This is a genomic window from Kribbella albertanoniae (assembly GCF_004348455.1).
Lineage (GTDB): Bacteria > Actinomycetota > Actinomycetes > Propionibacteriales > Kribbellaceae > Kribbella > Kribbella albertanoniae.
This window is the reverse complement of sequence record NZ_SMKA01000008.1, coordinates 1-13,567: the sequence shown is the minus strand read 5'-3', so window position 1 is coordinate 13,567 and position 13,567 is coordinate 1. Positions and strand designations below refer to the sequence as shown.

At 69.2% G+C, this 13,567-nt stretch carries 10 protein-coding genes; 8 read left to right on the top strand and 2 right to left on the bottom strand.

Going from position 1 to position 13,567, the window contains the following annotated elements:
• Positions 1-60: 60 nt before the first annotated feature.
• Both E1261_RS03860 and E1261_RS03855 read right to left on the bottom strand, forming a co-directional pair.
• On the bottom strand, positions 61-2,772 hold the full coding sequence (locus E1261_RS03860; protein ID WP_165952350.1) for an ATP-binding protein: 2,712 nt from the start codon (positions 2,770-2,772) through the stop codon (positions 61-63).
• Between the two features lie 41 nt (positions 2,773-2,813).
• On the bottom strand, positions 2,814-5,582 hold the full coding sequence (locus E1261_RS03855; protein ID WP_165952349.1) for an ATP-binding protein: 2,769 nt from the start codon (positions 5,580-5,582) through the stop codon (positions 2,814-2,816).
• Positions 5,583-5,751: 169 nt separating this feature from the next.
• Here E1261_RS03855 and E1261_RS03850 point away from each other — a divergent pair, with 169 nt between their 5' ends.
• The 8 genes from E1261_RS03850 to E1261_RS03815 all read left to right on the top strand — a co-directional run.
• Positions 5,752-6,456 (top strand): CIS tube protein, encoded by a 705-nt coding sequence (locus E1261_RS03850; RefSeq protein WP_132401903.1) that lies wholly within the window; start codon positions 5,752-5,754, stop codon positions 6,454-6,456.
• Position 6,457: 1 nt separating this feature from the next.
• Positions 6,458-8,290, top strand: coding sequence for a VgrG-related protein (locus tag E1261_RS03845; protein WP_132401900.1), 1,833 nt, complete (start codon positions 6,458-6,460; stop codon positions 8,288-8,290).
• 10 nt (positions 8,291-8,300) lie between these two features.
• Positions 8,301-8,576, top strand: coding sequence for a PAAR domain-containing protein (locus E1261_RS03840; RefSeq protein WP_132401897.1), 276 nt, complete (start codon positions 8,301-8,303; stop codon positions 8,574-8,576).
• Position 8,577: 1 nt separating this feature from the next.
• Positions 8,578-9,000, top strand: coding sequence for a GPW/gp25 family protein (locus tag E1261_RS03835; protein ID WP_132401894.1), 423 nt, complete (start codon positions 8,578-8,580; stop codon positions 8,998-9,000).
• Positions 8,997-10,943, top strand: a complete 1,947-nt coding sequence (locus E1261_RS03830) for a putative baseplate assembly protein (RefSeq protein WP_132401891.1) — start codon at positions 8,997-8,999, stop codon at positions 10,941-10,943. The genes E1261_RS03835 and E1261_RS03830 overlap by 4 nt, the downstream gene beginning before the upstream one ends.
• Before the next feature lie 5 nt (positions 10,944-10,948).
• A complete protein-coding gene (locus tag E1261_RS03825; protein ID WP_132401888.1) occupies positions 10,949-11,494 on the top strand; it encodes a phage tail protein in 546 nt (181 codons plus the stop codon).
• On the top strand, positions 11,478-12,584 hold the full coding sequence (locus E1261_RS03820; RefSeq protein ID WP_132401885.1) for a zinc ribbon domain-containing protein: 1,107 nt from the start codon (positions 11,478-11,480) through the stop codon (positions 12,582-12,584). The genes E1261_RS03825 and E1261_RS03820 overlap by 17 nt, the downstream gene beginning before the upstream one ends.
• Before the next feature lie 26 nt (positions 12,585-12,610).
• On the top strand, positions 12,611-13,567 hold a 957-nt coding region (locus E1261_RS03815), incomplete at its 3' end, for a helicase-related protein (RefSeq protein ID WP_272948548.1).

Sequence of the window (13,567 nt, the reverse complement as noted above, 5' to 3'; positions counted from 1 at the left end):
GCACAATTTGTCTTGCACAAGAAGTCTTGTCTAATCGCTGGGGCGCCGCGGGTGACAGAGTCAAAGAGCGAGGAGCTCAGCGGCGAGAGGCTCGGGGGTTTGGTGGCGGGCGAGGGTGGCTAGGCGGTCGGTTTCGGGGCCGAGGGCGGCGCGGCACTGGGCCCAGGCGGTGGTTTCGGCCTGGCGGCGGTCGGTGAGGAGGACCGGGGCGCCGATCTCGGCGCGCTGGTGGTCGCTGACCGCGAGCAGCCGGACCGCCAGCTCGTATGAACCCTCGGCGGCCGCGAGGATCGCGAGCAGCCCGAAACAATCCAGTACGCCGGTCGAGTACCCGATCCCGCGCGCGATCCGCAGCGCTTCAAGCGCCCGGGCGCGGGCCTGAGCGAGATCGCCGGCCTGGAAGTCCAGCAGACTGAGGCTCCCGATGGCCAGCACCTTGCCCTGTTCGTCGTTCATCTCGGCCCAGACGTCGTACGCCTCGCCGATGAAAGCCCGGGCCTCAACCGGATAGCCGAGTTGCCTCAGCGCCATCCCGTTGCAGTTCAGCGCAGCACCCAGTACGACGCCCATCCCCAGCTCACGCGTGAGCAGTTCGGCCTCGCGCCCGAACTGCAAAGCGGCGTACACGTCATCCAGCGCGAGACTCGTCAACGTCAACCCCTGCGAAGCAATCGCCAGCCCACGCTTGTCATCGAGCGAGCGATAGATGGCCGCGCTCTCCAGCCCGGCCTCCAGTGCCTCGGCGAACCCACCCGCGAACCGGGTCTGCGCAGCCAGCCCAGCCAACGCCGCCGCACGCTCGACCGTCGGCTCGGTCAGCCCGGCCAACGACGCCCGCAGCCACGCGCGAGCCTGGCCCATCAGGCCGCGGAACACCCAATGCCACGACAACGGCGCGACGATCTCGCCGACCCGCGCCGGATCGTTGCCCTCGGCAAGACACCAGTCGATCGCCGCCACCAGATTCGGCTCCTCGAGCCGCAGTACCCGCCCGGTCACCTGCTGCCGCAACGCCAGCCGCTGATGCAGCGCTGCCGCATGCCGGCTGAACTGTGCTAGCTCCACACACCACCGAACATGCCGATTCCGTACGGCGTTCTCCTCGCCGGCCGCCCGCAAATGGTCGAGGCCGTACTCGCGCACGGTCTCCAGCAAACTGAACCGCTCGTCCGCATCCATCGTGACCAGACTGCGGTCGACCAGGACCGCGAGCAGTTCGGCCACCTCGTCGGCCACGATGCCGTCACCGGCGAGCACCTGTTCGGCCGCATCCAAGGTGCAGCCCCCGGCAAAGACTGCCATCCGCCGCAGAACCGTTCGGACCGGTGGCTCCAGCAGTTCGTGGCTCCAGTCCAGAGCTGCCCGCAGACTCGAATGCCGAGTCCTGGCATCACGAAACCCGCGGATCAGCAGCCGCAGCCGGCCGTCGATCCGTGCCGCGAGCTGCTCGACGGACAACGTCCGCGTCAGACCCGCGGCGAGTTCGATGCCGAGTGGGAGCCGGTCGACCGCGGCGCAGATCTGTTCCACTGCAGGGCTTTGCTCGGCGCCACTGCGGTCGCAGAACAGTTGAGCCGCATCCGCAGCAGCCAGCGGCCCAACCCGTCGTACCTGCTCAGCTGACAAACCCAACGCGCGCTGCGAGGTGACCAGAATCGACAGGTCGGCCGCCTTGAACCGCAACGCCTCGATCATCGGTACGACGGCGTCCGCGAGGTGCTCGGCGTTGTCGACGACGAGCAGCGCGCCGGCCAGTAGCTCGGCGGAGTGGCCCAGTGACTCGCCACCGCCATCGGCTCCGACGGCACCAGCGAGTGCGGCGATCAGGTTGTCGCCTTGGCGTAGCGGTGCGAGGTCCAACCAAGCCACTGAGCGACCGTTCTCGGCCGCCTGCGCGGCGACCTCTCGGGCCAGTCTGGTCTTGCCCGCGCCCGGTCCACCCAGCAGCGTGATCAGCGTCGGCTGCCGCAGTTCGCGTAACAGCGCGGTCAGCTCGCGGTCGCGGCCGACGAAGTTCTTCGCTGCCGTCGGCAACGGAATCCGCGGTGCCGGTGGGCGATGACCCCGTAGATCGTCCTCGAGGGCGACCGTCTCCGGTGTCGGATCGATGCCGAGCTCATCGGCGAGCCGGGATCGCAGCCCACGCAGCCGATCGAGGGCATCCGCCTGCCGGCCGGCTCGGGCCAGCGCGAGTGCGGACAGCCCGACCAGCCGTTCGTGCAATGGATGGACGGCGATCATTCTTTCGAGCTCCGGTCCGACCGCTCGGCCGAGCGCGAGCCCGGCCTCGGCCCACGCGAGCTGCAGATCCACCTGGAGCATCTGCATCCGCCGCCGTTCCGCGTCGACGAACGGAATGTCCTCCAGACCGGCCAGCGGATCCCCGCGCCACAGACCGATCGCGGCCGCGGCCGTGGTGAACACCCGGGCCTGATCTCCTGAACGCCGTACTGCGTCGACCGTAGAAAGCGCTCTCTCAGCGGCGTTCAGATCGGTGGGCTCGGCCAGCAGACTGAATCCGGCCGGGCTGCGGCGGAGCGCGGTCGAGTGCTCCCCGAGCGCGCCACGCAGCCGTGAGGCCAGCACCCGCAGCCGGGCGGCCGGTCTGGCGGCCTCCTCGTCCGCCCAGAGATCGCGGATCAAGATGTCGTCGGCAACCGCTTCACCGCGGGCGAGAGCGAGCCGCACCGCCAGCGCCTGAGCGAGCGGCTGCCGCACCAGCAACGTTTCTCGCGATGCAGACAAGATCTCGGGCGGCCCGAGAACGTGCATCTCAAGAACATGCCTCTCGAGAACGTGCGTCTCGAGACGCATCAGCCGGCCAGGATCTCGGCGGTGAGCGTCTCCGGCGACTGGCGTCGCGACAACTCCGCCAGCCGGTCGGCCTCGGCGCCGAGGGCCTCACGGCAGGTTGCCCAGGCAGCGGCGAGAGCGCTGGCCTCGTCGGCCACCTGGATGGGGCTGCTCAGCTCCTCGCGCTGGTACTCGACGACGGCGATCAGCCGGACTGCGTCTTCGTAGTTGCCCTCGGCGGCCTCGACTGTGGCGAGCAGGGCAAGACCGTCCAGGATCCCCAGCAGGCCGCCGATACCGCGTGCCATCCGCAGACAGAACAGGGCCCGGCGCCGCCCCTCAATGGTGTCGCCGGCCTGGACTGCCAGTACGCCGAGATGGTTCGAAGCCAGCACGAGACCTTCGTCGTCGCGGACCGCGGCCCAGATGTCGTACGCCTCCTCGAACATCTCCTTGGCCGCGGCCGGGTAGCCGAGCATGCGCAGGCCCAGGCCGCTGCAGTTGAGTGATGCACCGAGCACGATCGGCAGATCCAGCGCCCGGGCCATCGTCCCGGCCTGGTGTGCGTAGTCGAGAGCGGCGTACACGTCGTCGAGTCCGAGACTGGTCAGGGTCAGCACGTGGTACGTACGCGCGAGACCACGATCGTCACCCAAGGCACGTTGGATCTCCAGACACTCCAGTCCGGCCTGGAGCGCTTCGTCGTACCGGCCGACGCTGCGGGCCTGGAATGCGAATCCCCGGAGAGCGTTTCCGCGCTCTGCTGTTCCCGCGGCCAGGGCGGGCAGCGACGCCCACAACCACTCGCTGGCCTGCGCCATCATTCCGCGGGACATCCAGTGCCAGCCGAGTGGTGCGACGAACTCGCTGACCCGGCCGGGGTCGTTGCCGTCGCCCATGCACCAGTCGATGGCGGCGAGCATGTTGGGCTCTTCCAGCCGGACCAGGCGAGCGAGCTCGGGTTCTCCGAGGAGCAGGCGTTGATCTTGTGGACCGTACGCTCCGCCGAACTTCGCGAGCTCCACGCACCAGGCAGCGTGCCTGTGCCGCAGAGCACTCTCTTCCCCCGACGAACGCAGTTGGTCGAGCGCATACTCGCGGACCGTTTCGAGCAGCCCGATACGCTCGTCGCCGCTGGTGATCAGACTCCGGTCCGCGAATTCGGCCAGCAACCTATCGACCTGCTCAGCAGCAATCCCGCCACCACCCAGCCCGTCGCTCGGTGAGTCGGTGAGGACGAAGGCGGCGGCCTGGGGGGTGCAGCCGGCGGCGAAGACGGCCAGGCGGCGGAGGGCTACTTGTTCCTGGGGGCCTAGTAGTTCGTGGCTCCAGTCGAGGGCTGAGCGGAGGCTGACGTGCCGGGGGCCGGCGTCTCGGAGGCCGCGGACGAGTAGGCGTAGGCGGTGTTCGATTCGCTGGGCGATCTGGTCGACAGAGAGGGTTCGAGTGAGGCCGGCGGCCAACTCGATGCCGAGGGGGAGGCGGTCGACCGCCGTACAGATTCGGTCTACTGCCGCGCTTGGCTCGGCACCGCTGCGATCGCAGAACAGCTGGGTCGCCTCCGCGGCGGTCAAGGCAGCGACTCGATGGAGTTGTTCGTCGGTCAGGCGGAGTGGGCGCTGGGAGGTGACCAGGATCGATAGGCCGGTGGCCTTGAACCTCAGTACGTCGATCACCGTGGCGACCTGCTCGACCAGGTGCTCGGCGTTGTCGACGACGAGCAGGGCGTCCGCCAGCAGTTCGGCGGAGTGGCCGATCGAGTGGTCTCCGCTGGTGGCCCCGGCAGCGCCGGCGAGAGCGCTCTCCAGGTCGTCTCCCGGCTGAGCGGGGGCCAGGTCCAGCCAGGCGACCGCACGGCCGCTCTCGGTCGTCCGGGCAGCGAGCTCCCGGGCCAGCCGGGTCTTCCCTACGCCGGGGCCGCCGAGCAAGGTGATCAGGCCGGGCTGCTGAATCTGCCGCAGCAGCTCGGCCTGCTCCTGCTCGCGGCCGACGAAGGTTCGTGCTGCAGTCGGCAACGAGGTCCGTGGCTTGGGCGCGGCCGTGAGACGGGTGCGCAGGTCGTCCTCGAGAGAGACTGTCTCGGGCGCCGGATCGATGCCGAGTTCGTCGGCCAGCCGGACCCGCAGCGCGTGGAGCCGGTCGAGCGCGTCGGCCTGGCGGCCGGCTCGGAAGAGCGCTTGCGCGGAGAGCCCGACCAGCCGTTCGTGCAAGGGATGGACGCAGACCAGTCGCTCGAGCTCCGGCTCGACGAACTTGCCGAGCGCGAGGCCGGACTCGGCCCAGGCCAGCTGTAGCTCAAGACGCAGGGATCCCAAGCGCTGCCGTTCGGCAGCAACGAACGGGATCCCGTCCAGATCGGAGAGCGGATCACCGCGCCAGCGCGAGAGCGCAGCCGTGGTGGTCTCGAACACCCTGGCCTGGTCGCCGCTGCGGCGGATGGCGTCAAGACCAGAGAGCGCTCTCTCAGCGGCGTCCAGGTCGGCCGGTTCGGCCTGCAGGCTGAAGCCGGCCGAGGTCCGCTGCAGCGCCCCGGCATGGTCGCCGAGCGCGCCGCGCAGGCGGGACGCCAGCACCCGCAGCCGGGCGAGTGGCCGGGCTGCGTCGTCGTCGCCCCAGAGATCGCGGATCAGGATGCTGTCGGCAACGGGTTTGCCCCGGGCCAGGCTCAGCCGGACCGCGAGCGCACGACCGAGCGGTTGCCGCAGTGGCAGCGGTTCGCGGGCAGGCGTCAACAGCTCGGCCGGCCCGAGAACGTCGATCTGCAGAGACGGAGGCCCCGTCGCTCTCACCCCCAGCGGAGAACGTTGTCAGGCGATCCTAATTCGCGCTGCCCTTTCGGGAAGAGGGGAGGTCCCTCGGTGCGGCGCTGGTGCACCTGCCTGAGTGGCGGCCGCGTCCCTAGCCTCGACAGCAAGGTCCGGTTGGAGAGCCGGCCGGTGACGAGGGGTGGTGCGGGCGGTGGCGCGTGGGAATCTGGCGAAGGCCTACCTGGAGATCCACGAGGCGATGCCGAACAAGGGGGCCGGCGCCACACTGGGCGCGACCAAGGGCACCATCGCGTTCCAGTTCAACCCGAACGAACTCACCGTCAAGAAGGCCGCCAAGTGGAACAGCGAGCCGGCCCGCGGATCGAAGAAGGCCGCGCCGCCGGAGTTCCAGGGCCCGGAGCCCGGCAAGCTGACGGTGGAGATGTTCTTCGACGCCACCGACACCATGAACGACTCCGTCGTGAAGGCGGTGAAATCACTCTTCGAGTGCTGCGCCCCGACCGACAACAGCCTGGGCAAGAACAAGCCGGTCCCGCCGCTGGTGGTCTTCCACTGGGGAGCGCTCGACTTCTTCCCGAGCTTCATCACCTCGGTGACCGCGAAGTACACGCTCTTCACCCCCGAGGGAACGCCGGTCCGGGCGACCTGCACGGTCGATCTCCAGGAGATGCCGGCGATCACGCCCAAGCAGAACCCGACCTCGGGCAGCCTGACCGCCCGCCGTACCCATGTGTTGCTGGAGGGCGAGACACTGGCCGCGGTCGCGTACGCCGAGTACGGCGATCCGGCGATGTGGCGGCCGCTCGCGGCGGCGAACGACATCGACGACCCGCACCGGGTCGCGCCAGGCAGCACGCTGCTGCTGCCGTCCCCGGACGAACTGCTGGCAGGCTGAGATGGCCAACGCCAATATCACCAGCACCCTCGGGATCAGCGTTGCTGGGGGAGCGCTCTCTGAGGATCTCCTGGCGCTCGTGGCCGGGGTCTGGGTGGACGACAACCTGCATCTTCCGGACATGTTCACGCTGCGCTTCCGGGATCCGGATCGCCTGGTGCTGGCGAAAGCGCAGATCACGATCGGTGCCGAGATCAAGCTCTCCGTGCACGCGCTCCAAGAGAGCGCTCCCCGAGATCTCCTGATCGCGGAGGTGACCGCGCTCGAGATCGAGGTGGACAGCACCGGCACGTTCACGGTGGTGCGTGGGTACGACGCGGCGCACCGGATGCTGCGCGGCACCCGGAGCATGACGTACCAGCAGTCGACGATCAGCGACATCGTGAAGAAAGTTGCCCAGCGCAATAACATCCGGACCGCGAAGATCGACTCGACCAGTACTGTGCACGACCTGGTCAGCCAGGCGAACCAGACCGACTGGGATTTCCTGCGCGCGCTCGCCGACAGCGTCGGCTACCACCTGGCGGTCGAGAACAAGACGCTCGCCTTCACCAAACCGGTCGACGCCTCGACCGCACCGAGTGGTTCGGACGGCACTCAGGCCCAAGCCCTTGAGCTCGGATCCGACCTCCTGAGGTTGCGTACGGCGGTGACCGCGGCCGGCCAGGTGCCCTCGGTCGAGGTCCGTGGCTGGGACGACGCCAGTCAGAGAGCGGTTTCTGCCACGGCGCCGGTCCAGACGAAGACCGCCGAGATCGGCGCGAAACCGGCAGACCTGGCCAAGTCGTTCGGCGCGCAGCCGTGGGTGGTCACGCACGTTCCGCACCGCACGCAGGCGACCGCGGAGGCTGCCGCCAAGGCGCTCGCCGAGCGCGTGGCCGGGACCTTCGCGGAGCTGGAAGGCGTCTGCCGGGGTAACCCGAACCTGCATGCCGGATCAGCCGTTGCCCTCAGCAACCTTGGCGCGCCGTTCGACGGCAAGTACACGCTCTCCCGGGTCCGGCACGTCTTCGACAACGACAGCGGCTACACCACCCTGATCTCGGTCACCGGTCAGCAGGATCGCTCGATGCTCGGGCTGAGTGGCGGCTCCGGCTCCGAGCGGCACGGCATCGTCACCGGGGTCGTCACCGACATCAAGGACCCCGACAAGCTCGGCCGCGTCAAGGTCCGGCTGCCCTGGATGCACGACGACTTCGCCACCACCTGGTCGCGGGTCATCCAGGCCGGTGCCGGTAGCAACCGTGGCGCGATGATCATCCCGGAGGTCAACGACGAGGTGCTGGTCGCGTTCGACCACGGTGCCATCGACGCGCCGTACGTGCTCGGTGGTCTCTACAGCGCCAAGAACCTCCCGTACGCCGCTCAGTCGGAGAGCGTGGACGCGGGCGCGGGTCAGGTGAGCCGGCGGGCGATGGTCAGCCGCACCGGACACTCGCTCGAACTGCTCGAGGCGGCGGCGCAGAACGGGATCTGGCTGCAGACCGGCGACGGCAAGCTGAAGGTGTCCATGGATGCCGGGAACGGACCCGTGATCACTGTTCACAGCGACGGCAAGGTCGTGGTGGAGGCCAAGGAGAGCGTCGACATCACGGCGCAGAACGGCAGCGTGAAGATCACCGGCGGCGACAAGATCGCGCTCTCTGCGCGGTCCGGGATCACGCTCGACGGCGGGACCGGCGACGTGAACGTCAAGGGCGTCAAGGTCGCCTTGCAGGGGACCGCGGAGGCGACGTTGTCGGCCGCGAAGGTTGGAGTCAAGGGGCAGGCCGCGACCGAGATCACCGGCGGCGCGGCGCTCACCCTGCAGGCCGCACTCGTGAAGATCAACTGAGGAGCTGGGTATGCCAGGACCAGCAGCCCGGGTAGGCGACCCGACCGGACACGGCGGCGCGCTCGGCCCACCGGGAGTGCCGACGGTACTGATCGGTGGGATGCCGGCCGCGACGGTCGGCACCCCGCACATCTGTGCGATCCCGCTGCATCCGCCGTCGGCCGTCGTACCGCCGGGATCGATGACCGTGCTGATCGGCGGCCTGCCGGCCGCGCGGCTGGGGGACATGACCGCCTGCGGCGCACCGATCGCGATGGGCGCGCCCACTGTGATGATCGGAGGATGAGGTGAGCTCGGAGTTCGTCGGCGCCGGCTGGGCCTTCCCGTTGCGTACGGACGCGACCGGGCGGGTCGCGCTGGTCCGGGCCGACCGGGAGATCGAGGAGAGCATCCGGCTCATCCTCGGGACCGCACCCGGTGAGCGGCCGATGCGGCCGGAGTTCGGCTGCGGGATCCAGGACCACATCTTCGCGCCCGCGAACGCGACCACGGCCGGCAAGATCGTCGCCGACGTCCGGATCGCGCTGGACCGCTGGGAGCCGCGGATCGATCTGCTCGACGTCCAGGTGCACTTCGACCAGGTCGACTCCGGCGCGCTCTACATCGACCTGCACTACACGATCCGCGGCAGCAACAACCCCCGGAATCTCGTCTTCCCGTTCTACCTGATCCCAGAGCACATCGAGATCGACGCTGGAGCTACATCATGACGTTGACCGCGCCCAACCTCGATGACCGCCGGTTCCAGCAGTTGGTGGACGACGCCAAGCGGATGATCCAGCAGCGCTGCCCGGAGTGGACCGACCACAACGTTTCGGATCCTGGTGTCACCCTGGTGGAGGCGTTCGCCACCATGGTCGATCAGTTGATGTACCGGCTGAACCGCGTGCCGGAGCGCAACTATCTGCGCTTCCTCGATCTGATCGGGGTGAAGTTGTTCGCGCCGGCAGCGGCCCGGGCCGACGTCACCTTCTGGCTGTCCGCGGCCCAGCCCGAGACGATCACCGTCCGGGCCGGTACCGAGGTTGCGACGCTGCGCACCGAACACGATGAGGCGACCGGGTTCAGTACCGTCGACGACCTGCCGATCGTGGCCACCGCCCTGCAGACCGTTGCTACCGGCAACGTTGGTGGCGGAGCGGTGGACCGGACCGTCGAGCTGCAGGACGGGGTGGGGTTCGACTGTTTCCCCGAGCCGCCGACGCCAGGGAGCGCTCTCTACCTGGGGCTCACCGAGGCAGCGCCGTCCTGCGCGATCCTGCTCCGGATGGACTGCGAGGTCGAAGGTATCGGCGTCGATCCGCTGGATCCGCCGCTGCGGTGGGAGGCCTGGAACGGCGAGGACTGGGTCCTCTGCGAGGTCGACCGCGACGGTACCGGCGGTCTCAACCGGGCCGGCGACATCGTGCTGCACATTCCGCGTGACCATGTCCCGTCGGTGGTCGCGCAGCAGCGGGCCGGCTGGCTGCGCTGCGTCCTGACCGAGCCTGATGTCGATCAGCCGTTCTACAGCGAGTCCCCGAAGCTGCGCTCGGTCGAGGCCTCCACGATCGGCGGTACGGCGACCGCCGAGCACGCCGAGGCCGTCCTGTTCGAGGAGATCGGGCGCAGCGACGGCAGCGCCGGTCAGCGGTTCGTTCTCGAGCGTCGCCCGATCGCGCTCTCGGCAGATCCCGAGGTCTTGCGAGTCGGAACCGACGACGGCTGGCAGGAATGGACACTGGTCGACAGCTTCGCCGCGTCCACGGCCGATGACCACCACTTCGCACTCGACCGGCAGACCGGCCAACTGCTGTTCGGTCCGGCGGTCCGCCAGCCCGACGGCGCATTGACGTCGTACGGCGCGGTGCCGCCGAAGGGCGCCGTACTGCGACTCGACCGGTACCGGATCGGTGGGGGCAGCGCCGGCAACGTCGCAGCACACGCACTCCGGGTGCTCAAGAGCTCGCTCCCGTTCGTGTCTGAGGTCGATAACCGGCGCCCTGCGATCGGTGGCGTCGACGGCGAGCAGGTGGCCGATGCGATGCAGCGTGGACCGCTCTCGCTGCGTACGGCGTCCCGTGCCGTCACAGCCGAGGACTACGAGCTGCTGGCGCGTGAGGCGACTCCCGAGCTCGGCCGCGTGCACTGCGTCCCGGGAGACGAGAGTGAGCCGAATGTCGTTCGCCTGCTGGTGATTCCGCGACTGTCCGGCGACCCGGAAGCCCAGACCGACTTCGGTGCGCTGCGGCCCTCCGACGAGGTACTGCAGCGACTGGCCGAGCACCTGGAGCCGCGCCGGATGCTCGGCGCCCGCCTGCTGATCGAACCGCCGTACTACCGGGCGGTGACGGTCGTAGCTCGGTTGACAGCGGCCGCGGACGCGTCCTCGGAGCGAGTACGCCCAGCAGCGCTCTCCGCGGTCTACCGCCTGCTGCACCCGCAGGTCGGCGGTCCGCGCGAAGACGGCTGGCCACTCGGCCGCGCCGTACAGACCGGTGACATCCACGCCGCACTGCAGCGGGTGCGCGGTGTCGAGTCGGTGGAGGACGTGCGGCTGTACCTGGCGGATCCGGTCCTCGGAACGCGCAGTGAGACGCCGGTCGAGCGGATCGACCTGGCCCGGACGGAGCTGGTGTTCTCGTTCGAGCACCAGATCCAGGTGCGGAGGTAGTACCGATGCGCGGCCTGGTCGACGGTCTACACAACCCCCACCCCTTGCTGGCGATCCTGCCCGGTCTGTACGCCGAGGACGATCTCGCGACGCGGCTGACCGGTGTCTTCGACGACGCCCTGGCGCCGGTGGTGTCCACGCTGGACAACTTCCCGGCGTACCTGGATCCCGCCCTGGCACCAGAGGACTTCGTCGAGGTGCTCGGCTCCTGGGTGGCGGCGTTCACCGATCCACGCATCCCGGCGGACCGGCAGCGGTTGCTGGTTGCGGCCGCGGTCGAGCTGCACGGCTCCCGCGGCGCAGCGTCCGCCTTGCGCGAGACCCTGCGGCTGGCCTGCGGGATCGAGGCCGAGGTAACGGAGTCAGGCGGTACGGCGTGGTCCGCACAAGCGCAGTCCGCCCCACCGGGCTCCGCTCTGCCGCGACTCGTCGTACGGGTGCCCGCAGAAGCAGACGGGGCGGTCGTGCACCGCGTTGTCGAAGCGCTACGGCCGGCGAATCTGCCGGCCCGGATCGAGGTCATGGAGGTCGGCAATGATCCTGTGCAGTGATTGTGGAGAGCAGAACGAGGACGGCACTGTCTTCTGTGGGCGCTGCGGCGTCTTCCTGGAGTGGGAGGGCGAGAAGGTCGAGCAGCCGGGCGCTGTGCCGACGCCTGTCGTCGTACAGCCGCAAGAGGCAGTCACACAGGTACCGGTAGTCGCACAACCCGCAGCGGCAGCAGTGGCGACGGTGCCGGCTCAGGAGATCACTGGGTCCCAGAAGCCGGTCCCGCTGCCCGCACCGGAGCAAGTGGCCAGGCAACCCGAAGGGCAGCAGCCGGGCTCGCGGCAGCCGCAGACGGTCAAGCGGAAGATGCCGCGGCGGTCCAAATCGCCGGTGATCATTCCGACCGGTTCGCGGATCTGTGGCGGCTGTGGGATGCCGAACGAGGGCACCCGGCGGTTCTGCGCCAAGTGCGGGTTCAGCCTGGTCGACGCGAAGGTGATCCGGAAGGCCGCCTGGTGGCGACGCTTTCTCGGCCGCGAGCGCGTCTATGCCGCGGGCACCCGGTTCCGGCCGAGCAACGCGCGCCGCCGGTTCCGCGGTGCGACCCGGATTGGCGTCGTACTGGCTCTGCTGGCCGGTGGCGGCATCCTCGCGTTTCCCCAGCGCCCGCTGGTGATGCGGGCCGTGCATGCCGTGCAGGACATGGTGACCGACCCGCAGCCGGTGCATCTGACCAAGATCAAGGGCAGTGGAGCGGTCGGCAAACAGGCTCCGGCCCTTGCGTTCGACGGTGCGAAGAACACCTACTGGGGAGCGCCGAAGGTCGGCAAGAACGCGGTGGTCGGCCCGTACGTGGCGGGGACGTTCCAGCAGCCGGTCCGGCTCACGCACTTCGGGATCTACGCGGGCGTTTCGGACCAGACACCGAAGTTCGTCGCGGGGCCGCGGCCGGCCGAGCTGGAGATCACGGTGTTCACCGAGGACAAGCCGGTGATCAAGCGGTTCCGGCTCGCGGACAGCTCGAAGTACCAGAAGTTCAAGCTGAAGGTCGACGACGCCCGCGGTGTTCAGATCGCCGTCGTCCGCAGCACCAACCCGAGCCGCGCGACCCTGACCGCGATCGCGGAGATCGAGCTCTTCGGGAAGCCGTGAAAACCCCAGTCGGCTAGCGTCGGGGCGTGCTGCTGCCTGAATCGTCGGTACCTGGAGCGGATCTGCCTGTCCGGGCGGTGCTGCCGGCCACCGTCGATGCGGTGCGCTCGCACGGTACGGCGGTGCTGGTGGCGCCGCCCGGGTCCGGGAAGACGTCGCTGTTGCCGCTGGCGCTGGGTGATGCGCTCGGGGGCACGATCATCGTTGCCGAGCCGCGGCGGATGGCGACCCGCGCGGCCGCGGCTCGGCTGGCGATGCTGGTCGGCGAACCGCTCGGGCAGCGGATCGGCTACGCGATGCGCGGTGAACGGAGCGGCGGCAGCGGGCTGCGGGTCGAGGTCGTGACGACAGGCCTGCTGGTACGGCGTTTGCAGGCGAACCCGGAGTTGCCGGGTGTGGCCGCGATCGTGATCGACGAGTGTCACGAGCGGCACCTCGATGCCGATCTGCTCCTCGCGTTCTGCGTCGATATCCGGGCGAATCTTCGGGAAGACCTCGCGATCGTTGCGACCTCGGCCACGGCGGACACGGTCAGGTTGAGCCGCGCCTTGGGGGAGGCGCCGGTGATCACCGCGAATGCGGCGCTGTTCGACGTGGCGGTCGAGTGGGCCCCACCACCGGTTCCCGTGCCGCTGCTGCCCGGTGGGCGGGTCGATCCGCGGCTGCTCGATCACGTCGCGGACGTCGTACGGCGTGCGTTGCTTGAGAACGAGGGCGACATTCTCGTGTTCGTTCCGGGGGAGGCCGAGATCAACGGTGTCACGCAGCGGTTGGCGGGTGAGAATGTTTTGCCGTTGTTCGGTCGGCAGTCGCGGGCTGAGCAGGACCGGGCGCTGGCGTCGGCCGCCACGCGTCGGATCGTGGTCACGACGTCGGTCGCGGAGAGTTCGCTGACGGTGCCTGGGGTGAGGGTGGTGGTCGACTCGGGCTTGGCGCGGGAGCCGCGGACAGATCAGTCCCGCGGGCTTGGTGCGTTGGTGACC

Excerpts from the sequence above, each read along its gene's own strand:
- E1261_RS03860 (WP_165952350.1), bottom strand. The coding sequence starts at position 2,772 with ATGCACGTTCTCGGGCCGCCCGAGATCTTGTCTGCATCGCGAGAAACG.
- E1261_RS03845 (WP_132401900.1), top strand. The coding sequence starts at position 6,458 with ATGGCCAACGCCAATATCACCAGCACCCTCGGGATCAGCGTTGCTGGG.
- E1261_RS03840 (WP_132401897.1), top strand. The coding sequence starts at position 8,301 with ATGCCAGGACCAGCAGCCCGGGTAGGCGACCCGACCGGACACGGCGGC.
- E1261_RS03830 (WP_132401891.1), top strand. The coding sequence starts at position 8,997 with ATGACGTTGACCGCGCCCAACCTCGATGACCGCCGGTTCCAGCAGTTG.
- E1261_RS03825 (WP_132401888.1), top strand. The coding sequence starts at position 10,949 with ATGCGCGGCCTGGTCGACGGTCTACACAACCCCCACCCCTTGCTGGCG.
- E1261_RS03820 (WP_132401885.1), top strand. The coding sequence starts at position 11,478 with ATGATCCTGTGCAGTGATTGTGGAGAGCAGAACGAGGACGGCACTGTC.